Below are 21,046 nucleotides of genomic sequence, written 5' to 3'. Positions count from 1 at the left end.
TTAATAAATTATCATTAAAGGCTGTACACCCTGAACTAGTTAAGCTAACTAGAATCAGATAATATATTATATCATATACAGATAATAAAAAAATATAAATGATGTTGCATTTGATATTTGAATTTTAGAAAAATATTTTAATGCGTGTTGCATTTGTTTTTTTAATATACAAAATATCTTATTTAAAATTGAATATTAATTATAAAAATGGTATAATTTAATATAATTTATTATTGTAAGAGAGGGAAAAATGTATTTAAAAAATAGTGATAATGTTGGAAGATTAGAAGTAATATGTGGAAGCATGTTTTCTGGTAAGAGTGAAGAATTAATAAGAAGATTAAGAAGGGTAACATATACAAAACAAAACACTATAGTGTTTAAGCATGCCATAGATAAAAGATATGGTGATAAAGGAATATTTTCTCATAGTAAAGATAGTATAGAAGCATTTCCAGCTTCTAATATTCAAGATATGGAGAATATATTAAAAAATCATCCAGATGTAGAAGTTATAGGAATAGATGAAGTTCAATTTTTCGGTAATGATGTAGTAGAGTTTTGTAAGAAATATGTAGATTTAGGAAAAAGAATTATAGTTGCAGGACTTGATTTAGATTTTAAAGCTGAGCCTTTTCATCCTATGCCAGAATTAATGTGTATAGCCGATACTGTAGATAAATTAAAAGCAATATGTATGGTTTGTGGTAAAGAAGCTCATTCTAGTCAAAGATTAATTAATGGAGAACCGGCATTTAGAGATGATCCAATAGTTATGGTTGGAGCTAGTGAGAATTATGAAGCAAGATGTAGAAGGCATCATATAATTCGTGATAGAGATAGCAGACTTGGAAAAATTTACTTCTTATACGGTACAGATATTAATGCGGGTAAAGAAGAAGTTGAAAACTATATTTTAAGTAAAAATTCTAATTTAACTTACAAGTCAATTAAAATATTTGAACAAAATTCAAGTGTTATTGAACTAAGAAATTTAGTTAATGAATATAACAAAGAATATGATATTTTATTTATTAGAATAGTTAGAAGTCCATTAATGCCTATACAAGGAGATTATACTATAATTGACTTTATGTCAGAATACAGAAAAAATTCTGAAGTTATTTTAATTTCTAGAAATAGAAAAGGGTTAATTAATGAAGTTTTAATTTCTTATGAGACTATTAAAAAAGCAGATTTAAATATACACGATATATATTATACAAAAACTCGTGAAAATGAAGAATCTGAAAAAGAAGAAGTATTACAAAATATAAATGAAATATTAAAAATTAATGCAACAAAAATATAGGAGGGTATGTTATGAAAAAATATTTAGCAATTTTATTTGGACTTGTTTCAATAAATTCTTTTTCATATACTGTGTTATCTGAGGATAACTATTTTAAAGGATTTTTTACAAGTTCATCTACTATAGAAGTTATGAAAGATTCTTTTGATTATTATAAAGATCTTGCAGTAACATCTGATAGATTATCAAATGTAGAACAAGCACGTAAAGATTCATTAGAGGGTATGGAAAAACTTATTAAAAAAGTAGTAGAAAATAAGCTTATATCACTATTAGAAGGAACTAATTTAAGTGGTAAAGATTTTGATAGTAAAGCTATGTATAAATTTGCTGATGAAATTACAGCAAAACTTTTAAGCAATAACAATATAATTAAAACTGCAAAAACTGTTGAGGTTATGGAAGGGAATAATAAAAAATACCTTTTATTGTCAGTTTCTAATAAAAAAGAAATTGAAAATGAAGTCACAAAGGAGTTTAAAGTTCGTCTAAAAAATGTTATTTATAGACTTAATGATTATTATCACGAATTAGGTGAGTAATATGAAAAATTTAAATAAAGATATATTTAGAGAAGTTTTTAATTCTAAGACAAGATTTTTATCTTTATTTTTAATAACCTTATTAGGGGTTTCAACATTTATAGCACTAAATATTTTAAGTTTCGATATGCAAGAAACTATAAATAAACTATATAAAGAATATAATGTTGCAGACATAAAACTATTATCTACGGCAACATTTGATAATAATAGTTTAAAAGATTTGTCAAAAATAGACTACATAGACTATTTTGAACAAGGATACAATAAAGAATATTTTTTAAGGGATAGTCATAAGGTTTTTAATCTATTTTCTATCCCTAAAAAAATATCTAAAATTAAACTAATAGAAGGTAAATATCCTAAAACTGTTGCTGAAATATTAATAGAATATAAATTTAAAGATAAATATAATATAGGAGATTTAATTTATTTAGATAATAATAAAACATTTAAAATTACAGGATATTTTGAAAACCCTATAAATAGATTAGTAGATAGTTCTGAAATTACTTTTAATTCTTATTCAATATCTGAAATTGTTGCATATACTATAGATGAATATTTTAATGATACTGAACCTAATTTCATAAACTTGAAGCTTAAAAATACAGAAGAATTAAAAATTTATTCTAAGAGATATAAAGAATATATAAATACTCAAAAAACTAAATTTGAAAATTTTATTTATTCTAATAAAGATAATTATACAAATATATTTATAAATAAAAAATTAAAAGAATTAGATGATGCTAATCAAAAAATAAAAGATGGATATACAAAACTAAAAGATAAAGAAAACTTATTATTAAACTCTAAAAAAAAGATTTCTGTTTCTAAAATTCAATTAAATGATAAAAAAACAGAATTTATAAATGCCCCAAATAAATTTAAAGATGGTGAAAATAAAATACAAACATCAAAATTATTAATTAATGAATTAAATAATCAAATTAATCAAGGATTATCTTTAATAAAAAGTAAAAAAAATGAAATATTAAAAAATGAACTTAATATAAAAGATGGGGAAGAAAAAATTAATGCAGGTTTTGAAAGTTTAAATAAAACTCAAAATGAATTAATCTCAAAGAAAAATGATCTTGAGGATAAATTAAAATATGTTAATAGTTTAAAATCTGGTATATTTTTATCTCAAAAAACTATAAATGATAATAGAACTAAAATATTAAATGGTTTAGATGAAATTGATAAAGGACTTAAAAAAATAGATGATGAAAAAGAAAATTTAAATATTAAAATGCAAGAAATTAATGATTCTAAAAATTTAATAGAAGAAGCTAAAAAAAATATAAAAATAAAAGAAGATGAATTAATAAATAAAAAGAATGAATTATTTACAGGTAATTTTGAATTAATAAATTCTAAAAAAAAATTAGAACAAGAGAAAAATAAATATTATTTAGAATATGATATAAATAATAAAAAAATATTAGATTCAGAAAATAAAATAAGAGAATCAGAAACAAAAATAAACAAAGGATTAGAAGAATTTAATAATAAAAAGAGTGATGTATTAAGCAAATTAAAAGAAAATGAAACTAAAATAAGTGAAAATATTAAGATACTTAAAAATACAAAACCCATATACTTAATAAATACAATATTTGATAATTCATCATATATATCATTCACAGATAGTACTGATAGTTTAAATATTATATCAAAAATATTTCCTATAATTTTCTTTTTAATAGTTATACTAGTTACAAATACAACAATGACTCGTATGATAAATGAAGAAAGAAATATAATAGGGACTTACTTATTTTTAGGATATGAAGCTAAAAATATTTTATTAAAGTATTTAATCTACGCATTAGTGCCTATAAGCTTAGGTCTATTTTCGGGTATTTTAATAGGTATATATATACTTCCTAAAGTTATATATGTAGGTTTTAAAGCAGGATCAATAACACTATTTGGTAATCTATATATAGGATATAGTTTAATTCATATATTAATAGTAATTGTTTTTATTTTATTATCTAGTATATTATCTGTATATTTAACCTTAAAGAATGAAATAAATACTGAAATTTCAAGTTTATTAAAACCTAAAGTTCCAAATGAAAATGGTAAAGAAATATTACTTGAAAAATTAAGTTTTTTCTGGAATAAACTAAACTTTATAAATAAAATAACAATTAGAAATATTTTTAGATATAAGGGTAGAATGTTAATGAATCTATTAGGAATAATAGGATGTTCATCTTTAATATTCCTAGGTTTTGCTATTAAAAATTCATTTTCAGAAATACCAAATATACAATTTGAAAATATTAGAACATTTGATGGGGAAATTAATTTTAAAGAACACTTAAAAATAGACGATCTAGTCAACATAAAAAATACTTTATCTAAAAAGTATGATATTCTTGATGTAGAAATAAAAACTTTAAAGTTTAAAAATAATGAAACAGTAATAGCATATATATTTGATACAGACGATATTTCAAAATTTATTAATATATATGATATAAACAATAATAAAATATCTATAAATAACAAGGGTATAGTTATAACTGATAGATTGGTAAAAAAATATAAATACAATATAGGTGATATATTAGAATTTACAGACCTTTACTATGATAGTTTTAAATTTAAAATTGAATATATCTCTCAAAACTATTTTTCAAATTATATATATATGAACAAAAATTATTATGAAATGTCGACTAATAAAAAGTATAACCCTAAAAGTTTACTTATTAAAGGTGATAATATAGATTATGAAAATATATTAAATAATAATAAAATACAAAATATCTCTATAAATTCAAGTTATAGATTAATATTTGAAAAAATAAGTAATAGTTTAAACTTTATCGTGTTATTTATAATCTCTCTTGCAGGGCTTATATCAATAGTAGTTACATATACTTTACTTGAAATAAATGTTTCAGAAAGAAAAAGAGAATTAGCAACTATAAAAGTATTAGGCTTCTATGAAAAAGAAGTATCATTATACATATATAGAGAAATAATATTAATTACTTTTGTTGGTATATTTTTTGGATATATTATGGGAAATGTTTTTCATAAAATCATACTAAAATCTATGGAACAAACTAATGTGGTTTTTGTAGATAAAGTAGGATATAGTCCTTATTTATACTCATTTATACTTACTTTAATTTTTTCAATTATATCAATGTCACTTATACATAGAAAATTGAAAAAGATAAATATGGTAGAATCATTAAAAATGGAGTAATACAAAGAAAATTTAATCTAAAACATATGAAATATAATTATATATTAAAGTAAAAAGTAATATAATGTATTTATCAAATATAAGTAGAGGTGTATTTAATTGAAATATATTATTAAATATGCTAAAATACATATAGGAGGGAAGTATGAAAAAGTATATTATGTTTGCTTTATTAATTTTTGGAATTAATACATTTGCAGCAAACTTTAATGATGGTAAATATGAAGTTACTCATAAGAAAAATGATTATACATTAACTATGAAGATTATAGTAAAAAATTCAAAAATATTATTTATAGATTTTGATAAAGTTGATAATAACGGTGTTAAATATTCAACATCAAGTTCTGAATTTAGAAATTTAAAGGAAGAAATTAAAAATAATATTATTGATAATCAAAGTTTGGATAATTTACCTAAAAATACTACTAAAGAAATAAAAGAATTGCTTGATTTTATATTTGAAAAGAATAAAAATGCAAATCCTGGAAATTATCAAATAGATAAATAAAATAAAGGAATGTTTTTCTTTAATTGAAGAATTACATTCCTTTTAATTATATTTGCAAAAAACTTAGATATGCTGTAAAATATAAAGTATAAAATAATGTTAAAAAGGTGAATTATGAGACTAGACAAATTTTTAGCAAATTCTGGTATAGGTACTAGAAAAGAAGTGAAAGAAATTATTAAAAATAAGCAAATAAAAATAAATGATATTGTAGCTAAAAAAATAGATGAAAAAGTTGATGAAGATAAAGATACTATAACATATCTTGGCAATATAATTAACTATACAAAATATAGATATATCATGCTTCATAAACCTAAAGGATATATATCAGCAACTGAGGATAATAATCATAAAACTGTTTTAGATTTAGTTTCTGATTTTAAAACATATAATTTATTCCCAGTAGGAAGATTAGATATTGATACTGAAGGTTTACTTTTATTAACTAATGACGGCAATCTTGCTCATAATTTATTATCACCTAAAAAACATGTTACTAAAAAATATTATGTTGAACTTGAACAAACAATAGACACTTTAGACATTGAAAAAATAGAAAATGGTATAGAACTTGAAGATGGATATATTACCAAAAAGTCTAAAATAGAATTATTAGATGATAAAAGTTTAAATATAAGTATAACAGAAGGAAAATTCCATCAAATTAAAAGAATGTTTATAGCTGTTAATAATAAAGTTTCTTATTTAAAAAGACTTGAAATGGGGACTTTAAAACTTGATGATAATTTAAAATTAGGTATGTATAGAGAACTTACAGAAAAAGAATTGAAAGGTCTATTAAATTTATGAAAAAAGTAGCTTTTATTCTAGATAGATATAAATATGATGTATATAAATTAATATTAGACAGAATACTTAAAGATAATAATAAAAATATTGATTTAGAAAGAATTAACTTTGAATCTGAAAATATTGATGAATATTTTTTGAAATATGAATATTTATTATTTGATCATAATATTCAAGATAATAATAATTTTTTCTATTTTAATAACAAATTTAATGGTATAGATTTAAAAGAAAAAAGTTTTAGAAAATTAATAAAACATTTTAAATTAGATTTAAATAATAAACAAGTATTAATAATTGAAAATTCAAAATTTTTTAAATCTATATATAGTGGTTTAAATGAATTTGATGATATTAAAGTTAAAATAGTTACCTATGACACGAATAAATCATATAATTTAAAAAAAGGAGATTATTATGTAAATAATCTAGAAGTATCTAGATTAAATAGTATTTATTGTGTAATAAATACTAGTCAAATTGGTAATGATTATGAATTAAATCCTTTAAATCTTAATATAAATTATGAACTGGCAATAGAAACTTTAATAAATCCAGTTGATACAAGTTTTTTAAAGAAAAGCAGATTAAATAATTCAAAAACTATAAACGGTATTTATTTGGCTATATTTGAAATAATTTCTTTTTTAGAAATATATGATGAAAGTATAAAAATTAATTCAACACATATTAATGAATTATATATTTATATCATGAATATACTTGAACCTAGTATAGATGAGTATATAGATAAAGTAGATACAAGTGGAGATTTTATAAAACTTTTGAAAGGTGTTAAATATGATGAGTGAAAATGAAAGATTAGAGCAAATAGCAAAAATATTAGATATAAATATGGAAGAATATAAAGAAGCAGAAAAATTATACTTTGAAAATAAAAATGAAGCATGTTTAAAATATCTTGGATTTGAAGATACTGAAAATGAAATAAATAAATTTGAAATTTTCTTTTATTATTATTTATCTGAAAACCTTAAATGCTATTTCCATAATAATAATGGAAGAATGTATACTAAAGGACTTCAAAATTTAACTTCAGATTTTTCTGAACTTTTAAAAGATAAAATTAATTTTGAAGATTTTGAAGAAAAAGAAAATCTATATGATGATATATTAGTTGATATATTAGCTTGTAATATAGAATATGAACTTAAAAAAATAAATAAAACATTATTTGGATTATCTGTAGGGACAAACAGTTGTATATATGTTGTTACAGATTATTCAAAATTAAATAAAATTAAAAAGGTAAAATCTAGTCTAGTACAAATATTTGATACTTTAAACTTAGAAAAAATATATGGTGTAATTTATCAATTAAAAGAAGAAGATCCTAAGTTTGAGGGATATATTAAAAAAGGTGATTACTTAATGGAAGATTTAAAAAAAGAAGGTAAATTTACAACTTTATTTAAACATTCAAGAAAACCTAATATTATGTTTGAATATTTAGAAGAAGAACAAAAAAGAAATCTAAAGGTGATTTTATAATGTTAGATGGGATAAAACTAGCAATATTTGATATGGATGGTCTGATATTTGATTCAGAAAATCTATATGTAAATACTTTTCCTAAAATTTTCAAAAAATATGGTCATAATTTGAATAAAGAACAAGTTGTTAAAACCTTAGGTCAAAATCATAAATCTGTTAGGGAATATTATACAGCAGAATTTCCAAATATAGATTTTGATTTAGTTAATAACGAACTTATGACTGAGCTTATAAACTCAAGTAATAATGGAAATTTAAATATGAAAATAGGTGTTATAGAACTTTTAGAATATTTAAAGGTTAAAAATATAAAGATTGCAATAGCTTCATCATCTAAAAGAGAAATGATAGAACTATATACTAAAAATGCGAATATATTTGAATATTTTGATTATATAATTTCTGGAGAAGATGTAGTTAATTCTAAACCAGACCCTGAGATATTTATAAAAGCCATGAAATATTTTAATATATCACCTAAAGAAACTATAATATTTGAAGATTCATTTAATGGAATAATAGCTGCAAATAAATCAGGAGCTTTCCCTATAATGATACCAGATATTTTAGTTCCAACAGAAGAAATAAGAAATTTAACATGGAAGGTATTTGATAATTTATTAGATTTCATAAATGAGTGTGAAAGGATATAAATATGGAAAATATTACTCTATATAGAAAATATAGACCACAAAGTTTTAATAAACTATATGGTCAAGAACATATTGTTAGAGCTATAAAAAATAGTTTAGATAACGATAAATTGTCTCATGCATATTTATTTAATGGACCTCGTGGTGTTGGGAAAACTACTATTGCACGTCTTATTGCAAAAGGAGTTAATTGCCTAACTAATGGTCAAAGTTCAAATCCCTGTGGTGATTGTGAAAACTGTAATGAAATAACTAAAGGTATATCTCATGATATTATAGAAATAGATGCTGCCTCAAATAGAGGTATAGATGAAATAAGAGAATTAAAAGAAAGTACTGGTTATTTACCTGTTAAGTGTAGAAAAAAAGTATATATAATAGATGAGGTTCATATGTTAACTAAAGAAGCCTTTAATGCTTTATTAAAAATTTTAGAAGAACCTCCTAAACATGTAATATTTATACTTGCAACAACTGAGGTAGAAAAAATACCTGATACTGTAATATCTCGTTGTCAAAGATATGATTTTAAAACTATATCAGAAATTGATATATTAAATATGTTAAAATACGTTGCAGAACAAGAAAAAATAGATATAGATGATGATAGTTTAGAATTGATATATCAAAAATCTGGAGGTTCAGCAAGAGATTCTTTCTCTATATTTGAACAAGTTGTGTCAAACTATATTAATAATACAATAACAGTTGAACTTACAGAAAAAGTATTAGGTATTGTACCTAAAATTATACATAATTCATTTTTAGAATTAATTGAAAAAAAAGATAAAGAAGAAATAATTAATTTAATAGATAAATTATGGAATGAAGGTATACAAATAGATCAATTTTTAAGAGATTTTTGTAAGTTTGTAAAATATCAAGATATAGATGTTGAATTTAAAATAAAAATAATATCTAATATATATGATGTTTTATTTAAATTTAAAAATGAAGAAGATAAAAGATTATTATCTTATTTAATAATAGATAGAATATTAAAAGAAGAAAAAATGATAATTCAATCAAAACCTATAGAAAGAAGTACTAAGAGTACTTTTTCTAAAGATACTTGGAACGAATTTATTGATCATATAAATAAAATGGGACATCTTAAATATTATCAATTATTAAGAAATACAGATATAGAACTTACAGGTGATGCCTTAGTTATTAATTTTAAAGATAAAAACAATAATTATTCGGCTTTACTAAATAATGATAAAACAATAAACTTTATTGAAAAAGAAATATATAATAAATTTGGAGTTAATGTTAACATTATAAGTAATGATGAATTTGAAAACTATTTTAAAGATGAAATTAAAGACAAAATAATAGAATTATTTAATGCTGTTGAAAAATAAGGAGAAAATTTATGAAAGTAAAAGTAATATTAAAAGAAACAATTAAAGGTGTAGGAAAAAAAGATCAAATAATAGAAGTTAAAGATGGATATGCTAATAATTTTCTTTTTGCACAAAATAAAGCAGTTCCTGCAACACCAGAAAATTTAAATAAATTAGAAAATCAAAAAAATAAAATTGAAAAAAATAAAGAAAAAGAAACATTACATGCAAAAGAATTAAAAGAATTATTAGAATCAAGAACTATTAATATGAAAGTTAAAATAGGAAAAGAAGGTAAAATTTTTGGTTCTTTAGGTAGTAAAGAAATTGAAGATGCTATAAAAGAAGAATTTAATATAGAAATAGACAAGAAGAAAATGGGATCTGATTCTAGACTTAAAACTACTGGATTACATAATGTAGAGTTAAAATTATATGGAGATATAAAAGCAATATTAAAAATAAATGTTGAAGGGATATAATCATGGATGATTTAATTCAAAATAGATTATATAATACAGAGATAGAGCAATCTATAATAGGTTCTTTAATAGTTGATCCTAATCTATTGGTTGACATTAGCTACAAAGTAAAAGAAACAGATTTTTATCATAGAAGAAATCAATTAATATATAGAGTATTAAAAAGCCATATGGATCAATTTTCTAATATACAACTAGATCTAACTATACTTGTAGATATATTAAAAAATGAAAATTATATAGAAGAGGTTGGAGGATTAGAATATATTTCAACTTTAGCTGAATTTGCATATAGTACATCTAATATTGATTACTATATTAAATCTTTGATAGAATATTCAAATAAAAGAAAACTTTCAAATCTTGCAAGAGAGATTAATAGAAATATTGAAGAAAATAAAATGACAGCTGATGAGTTATTAGAAGATGTACAAAAAGATATAAGTGATCTTGCAAATCAAACAACTAGTAGTGGATTAATGACTATAAGTGAAGTTATACAAAATGATATGCAAAGTATACAAGAACGTTTAGCTAATAAAGATGTTTTAACTCTTAAAACAGATTTTCATCAATACGATGATATAACTAATGGATTAAAACCTGGGACATTATTAATACTAGCTGCACGTCCAGCAATGGGAAAAACTGCTCTTGCCTTAAATATGGCTTTAAATGTAGCAAGAAAAAATAAAAAAAGAGTTTTAATATTTAGTTTAGAAATGGGTGAAGAAGAATTATTAAAAAGATTAGTTTCTATTCAATCTCAAGTTAAAGCATCACATATTTCAAATAATACATTTATTCAAAATGAAGATGAGATGTTGAAATATCAACAGGCTTTAAATCAATTATCTAAATTAGATATTTTAATAGATGCTACCGCAACTTCAACTATATCAAGTATAAAAAACAAGTGTAGAGAAGCAATGAGAAGATACGATAAATTAGACTTTATAGTCATAGATTATTTACAGTTAATTACTGGAAGTAATTCTCGTGGGACACGTGAACAAGAAATATCAGAAATTTCAAGAGGACTTAAGTTACTTTCTAAAGAACTTAAAGTACCAATACTTGCACTTTCACAGCTTTCAAGAAGAGTTGAATCACGTGAAGGACGTCCAATGTTATCAGATTTAAGAGAGTCTGGATCTATAGAACAAGATGCCGATCAAGTTATGTTTTTATATAGCACTAAAGATAGAGTACAAAATAAAAATGATCAAAATAGTTTAGATCCAATAGAGCTTATACTTGCAAAACATAGAAGTGGTAGTACCGCAAATATTTTACTTTTATTTGATAAAAGTATACAGACTTTTAGAAATCCAAGTAAAGAAACAATAAATGAATATTATTCAAATAATATATCAGACTAATTAGGGAGGAAATAATGATAAAAAAAGCAGAATTATTAGCACCTGCAGGAAATATGGAAAAATTAAAAGAGGCTTTCCACTTTGGTGCTGATGCTGTATATATAGGGGGACGTGGATTTAATTTAAGAGGAATGTCTGCAAACTTTGCTGATAGGGAATTAAAAGAAGCTGTTGACTATGCACATTCATTAGGTAAGAAAATTTATGTTACATTAAATATATTTGCACATAATCAGGAAGTTAATTATATTCCAAAGTTTATAAAATTCTTAGATGAAATTAAAGTTGATGCTGTTATAGTTGGAGATTTAGGAATTATTCAACAAGTTAGAGAGCATGCTCCTAATATGGAAATACATGTTAGCACACAAGCAAATGCAACTAACTGGATGACAGTTAAGGCTTATCGTGATATGGGTGCAACTCGTGTTGTACTTGCACGTGAAATGTCTCTACATGAAATTAAACAAATTAAAGAAAAAGTACCTGATATGGAATTAGAAGTATTTATTCATGGTGCCATGTGTATGGCTGTTTCTGGTAGATGCCTTTTAAGTAACTACTTTACTTCAAGAGATGCAAACCGTGGTATTTGTGCACAAGATTGTAGATGGAATTATAAGGTTATTGCAGAAGGACATGAAGAAACTGGGGCTCATGATATAGTTGAAGATGAAGGTGGAACTTTTATATTTAATGCTAAAGATTTATGTACCATAGAATTTATAGATAAAATATTAGAAGTTGGAGTAGATTCATTAAAAATTGAAGGAAGAATGAAAAGTATTTACTATAATTCAACAGTTACAAAACAATATAGAGAAGCACTTGATTCATATTATTCAGGTAACTATAAATATGATCCTAAATGGTTATATGAATTACAAACTATAAGTCATAGACTTTATTCACCAGGATTTTATTTTGGGTCAACTTCAGAATTTGATCAAAACTATAATACAAGTTCATCATATTCTCAAACTTACCAATTAGTAGCAAATGTTATGGAAGTTGTTGATAAAAATAAATATAAGATACAAGTAAGAAATAGAATGATATTAAATGAAATTGAAATAGAATTGATTAGACCAGGACAAGATCCTGTTAAATTTAGAGTAGACAAATTATTAAACTTAAAAACAAATGAATATGAAGATATTGTTCACCCAAATACCATTGCTATACTTGAAACAGATATTGAAATGGGCCAAATGGATCTGTTAAGAGTTAAATTACCTGAAGGAGTATCAGATAGTGATATGGATGTTTCAGAAACTACTCAAGCTAATAGTGGATTTGTAAGTTCTCCATGTGATGGTTGTGAACATAAAGGATAAGGAGTTGAATATGAGAGAGAAAATATTAATTATAGAAGATGATGTTAAAATAGCAAAACTTCTTGAAACTGAATTAAAATTTGAAGGATTTGATGTAGATATTAAAAATGATGGTAAAGAAGGATTGCTCACTGCAAAATACAACCATTTTGATTTGATTTTATTGGATGTTATGTTACCAAAAATGAATGGATTTGAAGTTTGTAAAAGAATTAGAGAAGATTCGGATGTACCTATAATATTTTTAACTGCAAAAGATCAAGTTACTGATAAAGTTATTTCATTTGATTATGGAGCTGATGATTATATAACTAAACCTTTTTCTTTTGATGAATTATTTGCAAGAATTAAAGCTTTATTAAGAAGAGCAAATAAAAAGACAGAGAAAAAAGAAGATTTCATATATGAAGATTTAAGAATTTCATATACAGCTTATGAAGTGTTTAGAGGAGATGTTCAAATACCTCTTTCAAAGAAAGAATTCGATTTATTAGACTATCTAGTCTTAAATAAAGGCATAGTTTTAAATAGAGATAATATTCTTGAAGAAGTTTGGGGATTTGATCAAATAGGTAATAATAATATATTAGATCTTTATATAAAATATTTAAGAGACAAGATTGATAAACCATTTGAAAGAAAATTTATACAAACTAAAAGAGGGATAGGATTTGTTTTCAAATAAAATACATTTTAAATCTTTAGGGATTAAAGATAGAATTACACTTACGTTTGGTCTAGTTTTTGTTGTGGTAACAACATTAACTTCAGCTTCTATGTTTTTAATATTAAACGGACAAAATACTTCTACTTTAGAAAAGCAATATGAATTAAAAATGAATGAAGTAGAACTATATTTTGAAAAATTAGAAGCCTTTACTAATAAATATAAAGAAAAAAAATTAAAACTTAAATTTGAACCTGAAATAAAGGGAGAAAACATAGTTTATGCAAAACCTTTTGATCCAGGTGATGAAGATTTTAAATATATTCTACATATTAAAACTACCAAGAATAATTTAAACCAAATTGCTCTTAATACAACAGGTTTTAATGTAGATACTCAATATATAGAAACTTATTTTAAAAATATTTCTAGTAAACCACATAATATTTTACTTAGTCAAGATAACAAAAAAAGCTATTTTTCAATTATTAAGATAAATAAGAATATTAAAGGGGCTAACTTTGATGTATACATACTTAAAAATGTAGATCATAATATTAAAATAATGACTATATTAAAAAATTTATTTTATTTATCGTTAATTTCAGGATTATTATTAATTTTATTTATGTCTAGAATTATTAGTGATAGAATTCTTAAACCTATAAAAAATATAATAAATACATCTAAAGAAATATCTAATGGTGATTTATCTAGAAGAATAAAGAATTCAGGTACTAACGATGAATTAGAAGACTTAACAGAAATAATTAATAGAATGTTAGATACTATAAATGCAACCTTTGATAAGCAATCAAGATTTATATCTGATGCTTCACACGAATTAAGAACTCCCATTACAATAATGAGAGGATATGCTGAATTAATATCAAGAAGATATATATCTAGATTATCTGATGAGGAAAAAAAAGAATCTCGTAATGAAATGTTAATTGAATCAATTGATTATATTTTGAATGAAAGTGATAATATGACTAAACTTATTTCTTCATTATTATTCCTTTCTAAAAATGATGAAAATCAACTTGAAATAATGAATAGAATATATATAAATTCTGATGAAATAATGAATCAATTAAAGGCAGACTATAGTTTAATACCTAGTCATAAATTTGTAATAATAAATAATGATAACTTTGAATTTTATGCTGATAAAAATTTATTACTTCAATCTATCAGAATTCTTATAGAAAATGCTATGAAATATTCTGATTCAGGTACTACCATATATATATCAACTGAATATAAAAATGGTAATGGTATTATTTCTGTAAAAGACAATGGTTATGGAATAGATGAAAATTATGTTAATAAAATATTTGATAGATTTTATAGAATAGATGAATCAAGAAATAAAAATACTGGTGGACATGGTTTAGGTCTTTCAATATTTAAAAAAATAATAGAAATACAAAATCAAAGTTTTAAAATTGAATCTAAAATAAATGTAGGTACAAAGATATCTATAATAATTAAAGAATGTACAAAAAATTAGGCAATCAATTGCCTTTTTTTAGAAAGGGAAATATGGACTATATATCTATATTAAATAAACCTAAAAATATAACTTCTTTTTCATATATACAAAAATTTAGAAAAGAAAATAATATAAAGAAGATTGGTCATGCTGGAACTCTAGATCCACTTGCTGAAGGATTAATGATAGTTATGGTAAATGATGCAACTAAATTTTCTGATATATTGATGAAGCATGATAAAACATACTATGTGGAAATGGAATTAGGTTATGAAACTGATACTTTTGATTTAGAGGGTGAAATAATCAATAAATATGATGGAAATATAAACTTAAATTTAGATATTTTAAATCAGGTTATTTCTAAATTTATAGGTGATATCAAGCAAATTCCACCTATGTACTCAGCAATTAAAAAAAATGGTGTTAAATTGTATGAACTTGCTAGAAAAAATATTGAAATTGAATTAGAAGCTAGAAATATTCATATATCAAATATATATGATATAACACTAAAAGAAAACAAAATTTCATTTAGATGTGATGTAAGTTCTGGGACATATATTAGATCTTTAGTTAGAGATTTAGGAAGAGAACTTCAATATTTTGCCACTATGACTAAACTAGTTAGAGAAAAAATTGATAAATTTACCCTAAATGATGTTGATAAAAAATTTAATATTGAGGATATTTTAAATTTTAATAAAATTGATATAGATGATACCTTATACAAAGAATTAAAAAATGGTATGACAAAAATAATTAAAATTAATGATGATTATCCAGTTAATTCATATTTAAAAGTATATAACAACACAAAATTTATTGGTATTGTAGAAATTTTAAAAAAAGTAGGGTATAATTATTATATAAAAAGAAAAATATATTTTAAATAGGAGATTTTTATGAAAATACGTAAGGCTATCATACCAGCAGCAGGACTTGGAACAAGAGTATTACCTGCAACAAAGGCTCAACCTAAAGAAATGCTATGTATAGTTGATAAACCTGCACTTCAGTATTTAGTTGAAGAGCTAATTGAAAGTGGTATTCAAGAAATACTAATTATAACAGGTAGAAATAAACAATCTATAGAAAATCATTTTGATCATTCTTATGAATTAGAACAAATGTTAAAAGAAGCAGGTAAAACAGTATTACTTCATGAAATACAATATATATCAAATATGACAAATATGTATTATGTAAGACAAAAACTTCCTTTAGGTTTAGGTCATGCTATTACAAGAGCAGAATCTTTTATTGCAAATGAACCTTTTCTAGTTTTACTAGGGGATGACATTATTTATACTGATAAGTCTAAAGGTGAGATACCTGTTTCAAAACAATTAATTGAACAATATGAAAAATTAAATGGTGGTACTTTTATAGGAGTTCAACAAGTTCCTAAAAAAGATCTTAACAAATATGGAATTATCAAACCAGGAGAAAAAATAAATGATTCTACATATATTATAGAAGATTTCGTTGAAAAGCCTAATATAGAAGATGCTCCAAGTGAATATGCTGCACTTGGAAGATATATTTTAGAACCTGAAATCTTTAAATATTTAAAAGAAGAAGAACCTATAAATGGTGAGATTCAATTAACACCTGCTATATTAAAAATGTCAAAAAATAACAATAAGCTATACTCATATAATTTTAATGGTCTAAGATATGATACAGGGGACAAATTTGGAATGTTTAAAGCAAATGTTGAATTTGGTTTAAGACACCCTGAACTTTCTGATAAAATAAAAGAATATCTAAAAGAATTAATTAAAACATTATGATAATTGTTGGTAATAAAGAGACTACTAAAATTATAGATAATAATATAGAATATAAATATGAGATTAGCAAAGAATTATTAATGGAGAATGTTGGATTTAGACTACTTGAATATATAAATACCAATCATGAAACATATTTAGTAGTGTGTGGTTTTGGAAATAATGGTGGAGATGGATATGTTCTTGCTAGATTATTAAATACTTTAGGTAAAGATGTTATTATTTTTAAAATAGAAAATGACAACTATACTACAGAATGTTCTATAAATATGAATAGATGTAAAAAATTAAAAATACCTATAATAAAAGATATAAAAGAACTTGACTTTTATTTACAAAAAGTAGATATAGTTATAGATGCTATATTTGGTGTAGGTTTAGATAGAGAATTAAATTCTGATATAACAACTGTAATTAAAAAAATAAATTATTATAAATCTATACAAAATTATATTATTTATAGCATTGATGTACCTAGTGGTCTAAATGATGAAGGTAATATATATAATGCTTGTATAATAGCTGATAAAACACTTAGTATTATGACATATAAAAAAGCTTTTTTAAATTATAATTCGCTTAAATATACAGGTAATATTAAAGTTATCGATAAAATTGTGATTCCAAATAATTTACTTAATGATTATTCTAATATATATCTTATTATAAAATCTGATATAAAAGAAATGGAAATCAAACGAAAAATAGATACAAATAAAAGTGATTATGGAAAACTATATTTAATATGTGGAAGTAAAAAATATGAAGGAGCTGGATATTTAGCTACTAGTGCTGCAGTAAAAACTGGTTGTGGTTATACTTATATATTATCGGACATTAATGGAGTTATAAATAAAATACCCGAGGCTATAAAAGTAGGGGAGATAGAAGAATTAAAAAATGCAACTACTATAGCAATGGGATCTGGTGTTGACTTTAATGACGACTTATATCAAATATTTGAAGAACATAAAAAAAATAAAAACTTTATACTAGATGCAGGAGCTATAAATTGTAAACTAAATTTTGAAAATAGTAAGAATGTCTTAATTACTCCACATACAGGAGAATTTTCTAAATTAAGTGGATACTCATTAGAAGAGATAAATAAAGACCCTATAAGATGTATTTTAAATTATTCTCAAAATCATAATATAAACATACTTCTTAAAGGTAAAAATACATATATAACTGATGGCTCTAATATTTATGTTATAGATACTGGTAATCCGTATATGGCTAACGCAGGAATGGGCGATGTCTTAACAGGTATAATTTCATCCTTAAGTACACAAGGTTATGACTTAATTTCAGCAGCAATTATAGGATCATACTTACATGGCTATATTGCAGATAAACTTAAAGAAAAACAATATATTATTAATGCAACAGATATTTTAAACAATATAAGTGAATATCTGAGTGAATTATTCAAATAGAGATTGTGAAAAAGCAATCTCTATTTTTTATTTTACTAGTTATTTTTATATAACATCTGTGATAGGCTTAAAATAAGAGCTATTAAACATCTTGTAGCAATTTCGCAACAAAGTTCATATTTCAAACATATGGCAGTGTAAACTTAAATAGTTTAATGTGAAAAGGTTGTTTGATTCACTTCGTTTATATCTGTGTATTTCAAAAAAATACATTACAAATATTTGTTTTATTTTAAAATAAAAGGAGGAAGTGAGTTAAAAATACAAAATGTGAATTGGTGAGTAAAAAGTGAATTGTCATTTTGTAAACCATTTGCATCTATTGAAGAATTTCTATATTTATTGTATAATTAAATAAAATTAATTGGAGTTGATATATATGAAAAAAGTCTTACTTGCAGTCACTTCAGGTATAGCTTGTTATAAGGCGCTTGATGTTTGTTCTGGACTTAAAAAGAAAGGATATGATGTAACTGTTATAATGAGTGAAAATGCTTCTAAATTAATTTCTCCTTTATTATTTCAAATTTTAACAGGTAATAAAGTTCATACTGAGTTATTTAGTTTAGAAGATACAAAGGTAACACACATTAACCTTATAAAGGAAAATGATTTAGTAGTTATTGTCCCAGCAACATTAAATATTATATCTAAGTTAGCTTGTGGGATAAATGATGATTTTATTTCTACAACATTATCTGCAACAGATCCATACAAAACTCTAATTTTTCCTGCAATGAATACAAGAATGTATGAAGGATTTGCATGTAAAGAAAATTTAGAAAAATTAAGAAAATATGGATTTACAATAATAGAACCTGATAGTGGATTACTTGCTTGTGGTGATACAGGAAAAGGAAAACTTCCTCAAGTTAATGATATTATAGATGAAATCGTGTTTAATTTAGAAAAAAGTAATATTTTAAAAGGAAAAAATATTTTAATTACCGCAGGAGGAACTAAAGAAAAAATAGATCCTGTAAGATACATAACTAATAAATCAAGCGGTAAAATGGGTTATGCACTTGCTAGGCAAGCTGCCTTTCTTGGTGCAAATGTTACTTTAATAAGCACAGATACTAATTTAAATATACCCAATCATTTGAAAACATTTATTAAAGTTTCAAGTGCAGAACAAATGTATAATGAAGTTATGAATTATCACAAGAATCAAGATTTAATAATTATGGCTGCAGCTATTTCTGATTTTAAAGTCAAAAACTATAGTCAACATAAAATTAAAAAAAGTGAAATGAAAGAATTAAAGTTAGATTTAGAACTAAATAAGGATATTTTATTTGAACTTTCAAAAATCGAACCTAGAGATTTTACATTAGTTGGATTTGCCGCTGAAAGTCAAAATTTAAAAGAAAATGCACTTAAAAAATTAAAAAATAAAAATCTAGATTATATTATAGCAAATGATATATCAAACCAAGCAATTGGATTTGATAGTGATCTTAATAAAGTATTTATTTATGATAAAGAATTAAATGAATCAGAAATTGAAATGAATACTAAAGATATTGTAGCTAAATCTATATTAATTAATATTTTTGATAAATTGTAGTTTAGGTCCGATAATGTATCTTATGTATAATTTAAGAAAGGAGTATTATGTCACTTGGTAATACTAATTGCCCTATTGTATTCTCCGACAAGCCTCTAAAGCCTGTTGAAGAAATTGAAAAAAGTATTCAAAAAAAATATAGATTACAGCTTTGGTCTCCATTTATTAAAGCTTTAAAAGATTTTAACCTTGTTGAAGAAAATGATAAAATTGCTGTTGCAATATCTGGTGGTAAAGATTCACTTTTACTAGCCAAATTATTTCAGGAACTTAAACGTGCTTCAAAGATTAATTTTGAAGTTATTTTTATCGCAATGAATCCTGGCTTTAATCAAAGAAATTTAGATAGTTTAAAATTTAATCTTAATCACTTAAATATACCTTGTGAAATATATGATAATAACATATTTGATGTTGCAGATAAAATCGCTAAAGATTACCCTTGCTTTTTATGTGCTAAAATGAGACGTGGTTCTCTATATACCAAGGCTACTGAACTTGGTTGTAATAAGCTAGCTTTAGGACATCATTTAGATGATGTTATAGAAACTACCCTAATGTCTATGATGTATATGAGTAAATTTGAAACTATGTTACCAAAACTTAAGTCCGATAATTTTAATATTGAACTTATACGCCCTCTTTATTATGTTGAGGAAAAAGATATTATAAAATTTACTAAAAATAATGGACTTAATCCTATGAATTGCGGATGTACAGTTGTTGCTGAAAAAACATCAACAAAACGTAGAGAAGTTAAAGAATTAATCGATAATATTTATAAAAATGATCCAGATATAAAGAAAAGATTACTCACTTCTACTCTAAATGTAAATATAGAGAAAATTCTTGGATTTAAATACAAAGGACAAAAATTTTCATATTCTGATAATTATGAAATTATAAAAAAGGAGATATAATGTTAGAACATGTACCAACAAA

19 protein-coding genes are annotated in these 21,046 nt (G+C 23.4%); all 19 read left to right on the top strand.

What is annotated here, in order from left to right; genetic code table 11:
• Positions 1-250 precede the first annotated feature (250 nt).
• The 19 genes from AYC59_RS02125 (at position 251) to AYC59_RS02035 (ending at position 21,024) form a co-directional block, all read left to right on the top strand.
• A complete protein-coding gene (locus tag AYC59_RS02125; protein WP_066894726.1) occupies positions 251-1,312 on the top strand; it encodes a thymidine kinase in 1,062 nt (353 codons plus the stop codon).
• Between the two features lie 11 nt (positions 1,313-1,323).
• On the top strand, positions 1,324-1,854 hold the full coding sequence (locus AYC59_RS02120; RefSeq protein ID WP_066894724.1) for a hypothetical protein: 531 nt from the start codon (positions 1,324-1,326) through the stop codon (positions 1,852-1,854).
• A 1-nt stretch (position 1,855) separates the two neighbouring features.
• A complete protein-coding gene (locus AYC59_RS02115) occupies positions 1,856-5,092 on the top strand; it encodes an FtsX-like permease family protein (RefSeq protein WP_066894722.1) in 3,237 nt (1,078 codons plus the stop codon).
• Positions 5,093-5,237: 145 nt separating this feature from the next.
• Positions 5,238-5,603 carry a hypothetical protein gene (locus AYC59_RS02110; RefSeq protein ID WP_066894720.1) on the top strand — a complete coding sequence of 122 codons (366 nt, stop codon included), beginning with the start codon at positions 5,238-5,240 and terminating at the stop codon, positions 5,601-5,603.
• A 114-nt stretch (positions 5,604-5,717) separates the two neighbouring features.
• Positions 5,718-6,416 carry a pseudouridine synthase gene (locus AYC59_RS02105; RefSeq protein ID WP_066894718.1) on the top strand — a complete coding sequence of 233 codons (699 nt, stop codon included), beginning with the start codon at positions 5,718-5,720 and terminating at the stop codon, positions 6,414-6,416.
• Complete coding sequence (locus tag AYC59_RS02100) at positions 6,413-7,228, top strand: Rossmann-fold NAD(P)-binding domain-containing protein (RefSeq protein WP_066894716.1); 816 nt, start codon at positions 6,413-6,415, stop codon at positions 7,226-7,228. Before AYC59_RS02105 ends, AYC59_RS02100 begins: the two co-directional genes overlap by 4 nt.
• Positions 7,218-7,928, top strand: a complete 711-nt coding sequence (locus AYC59_RS02095) for a hypothetical protein (protein ID WP_066894715.1) — start codon at positions 7,218-7,220, stop codon at positions 7,926-7,928. The genes AYC59_RS02100 and AYC59_RS02095 overlap by 11 nt, the downstream gene beginning before the upstream one ends.
• Complete coding sequence (locus AYC59_RS02090; RefSeq protein ID WP_066894713.1) at positions 7,928-8,584, top strand: HAD family hydrolase; 657 nt, start codon at positions 7,928-7,930, stop codon at positions 8,582-8,584. Before AYC59_RS02095 ends, AYC59_RS02090 begins: the two co-directional genes overlap by 1 nt.
• Before the next feature lie 2 nt (positions 8,585-8,586).
• Complete coding sequence (gene dnaX / locus AYC59_RS02085) at positions 8,587-9,951, top strand: DNA polymerase III subunit gamma/tau (RefSeq protein WP_066894711.1); 1,365 nt, start codon at positions 8,587-8,589, stop codon at positions 9,949-9,951.
• 11 nt (positions 9,952-9,962) lie between these two features.
• On the top strand, positions 9,963-10,415 hold the full coding sequence (gene rplI / locus AYC59_RS02080) for a 50S ribosomal protein L9 (protein WP_066894708.1): 453 nt from the start codon (positions 9,963-9,965) through the stop codon (positions 10,413-10,415).
• A 2-nt stretch (positions 10,416-10,417) separates the two neighbouring features.
• A complete protein-coding gene (gene dnaB / locus AYC59_RS02075; RefSeq protein WP_066894706.1) occupies positions 10,418-11,797 on the top strand; it encodes a replicative DNA helicase in 1,380 nt (459 codons plus the stop codon).
• Between the two features lie 14 nt (positions 11,798-11,811).
• The gene (locus tag AYC59_RS02070) at positions 11,812-13,134 is read left to right on the top strand and encodes a peptidase U32 family protein (RefSeq protein ID WP_066894704.1); all 1,323 of its coding nucleotides are present in this window, start codon (positions 11,812-11,814) and stop codon (positions 13,132-13,134) included.
• Between the two features lie 10 nt (positions 13,135-13,144).
• The gene (locus tag AYC59_RS02065) at positions 13,145-13,819 is read left to right on the top strand and encodes a response regulator transcription factor (RefSeq protein WP_066894702.1); all 675 of its coding nucleotides are present in this window, start codon (positions 13,145-13,147) and stop codon (positions 13,817-13,819) included.
• Complete coding sequence (locus AYC59_RS02060; protein ID WP_066894700.1) at positions 13,806-15,317, top strand: sensor histidine kinase; 1,512 nt, start codon at positions 13,806-13,808, stop codon at positions 15,315-15,317. Before AYC59_RS02065 ends, AYC59_RS02060 begins: the two co-directional genes overlap by 14 nt.
• A gap of 32 nt (positions 15,318-15,349) precedes the next feature.
• On the top strand, positions 15,350-16,195 hold the full coding sequence (gene truB / locus AYC59_RS02055; protein WP_066894698.1) for a tRNA pseudouridine(55) synthase TruB: 846 nt from the start codon (positions 15,350-15,352) through the stop codon (positions 16,193-16,195).
• 9 nt (positions 16,196-16,204) lie between these two features.
• Entirely contained in the window at positions 16,205-17,095 is an 891-nt protein-coding gene (gene galU, locus AYC59_RS02050) for a UTP--glucose-1-phosphate uridylyltransferase GalU (protein WP_066894696.1), read from the top strand.
• Complete coding sequence (locus AYC59_RS02045) at positions 17,092-18,534, top strand: bifunctional ADP-dependent NAD(P)H-hydrate dehydratase/NAD(P)H-hydrate epimerase (RefSeq protein ID WP_066894694.1); 1,443 nt, start codon at positions 17,092-17,094, stop codon at positions 18,532-18,534. Before galU ends, AYC59_RS02045 begins: the two co-directional genes overlap by 4 nt.
• 379 nt (positions 18,535-18,913) lie before the next feature.
• Positions 18,914-20,104 (top strand): bifunctional phosphopantothenoylcysteine decarboxylase/phosphopantothenate--cysteine ligase CoaBC, encoded by a 1,191-nt coding sequence (gene coaBC / locus AYC59_RS02040; RefSeq protein ID WP_066894692.1) that lies wholly within the window; start codon positions 18,914-18,916, stop codon positions 20,102-20,104.
• Positions 20,105-20,151: 47 nt separating this feature from the next.
• Positions 20,152-21,024, top strand: a complete 873-nt coding sequence (locus tag AYC59_RS02035) for a tRNA 2-thiocytidine biosynthesis TtcA family protein (RefSeq protein ID WP_066894690.1) — start codon at positions 20,152-20,154, stop codon at positions 21,022-21,024.
• Positions 21,025-21,046: the final 22 nt, after the last annotated feature.

The organism is Pseudostreptobacillus hongkongensis, assembly GCF_001559795.1.
GTDB lineage: Bacteria > Fusobacteriota > Fusobacteriia > Fusobacteriales > Leptotrichiaceae > Pseudostreptobacillus > Pseudostreptobacillus hongkongensis.
The sequence above is the reverse complement of the archived record's forward strand: the minus strand, read 5'-3'. Positions and strand labels throughout refer to the sequence as shown.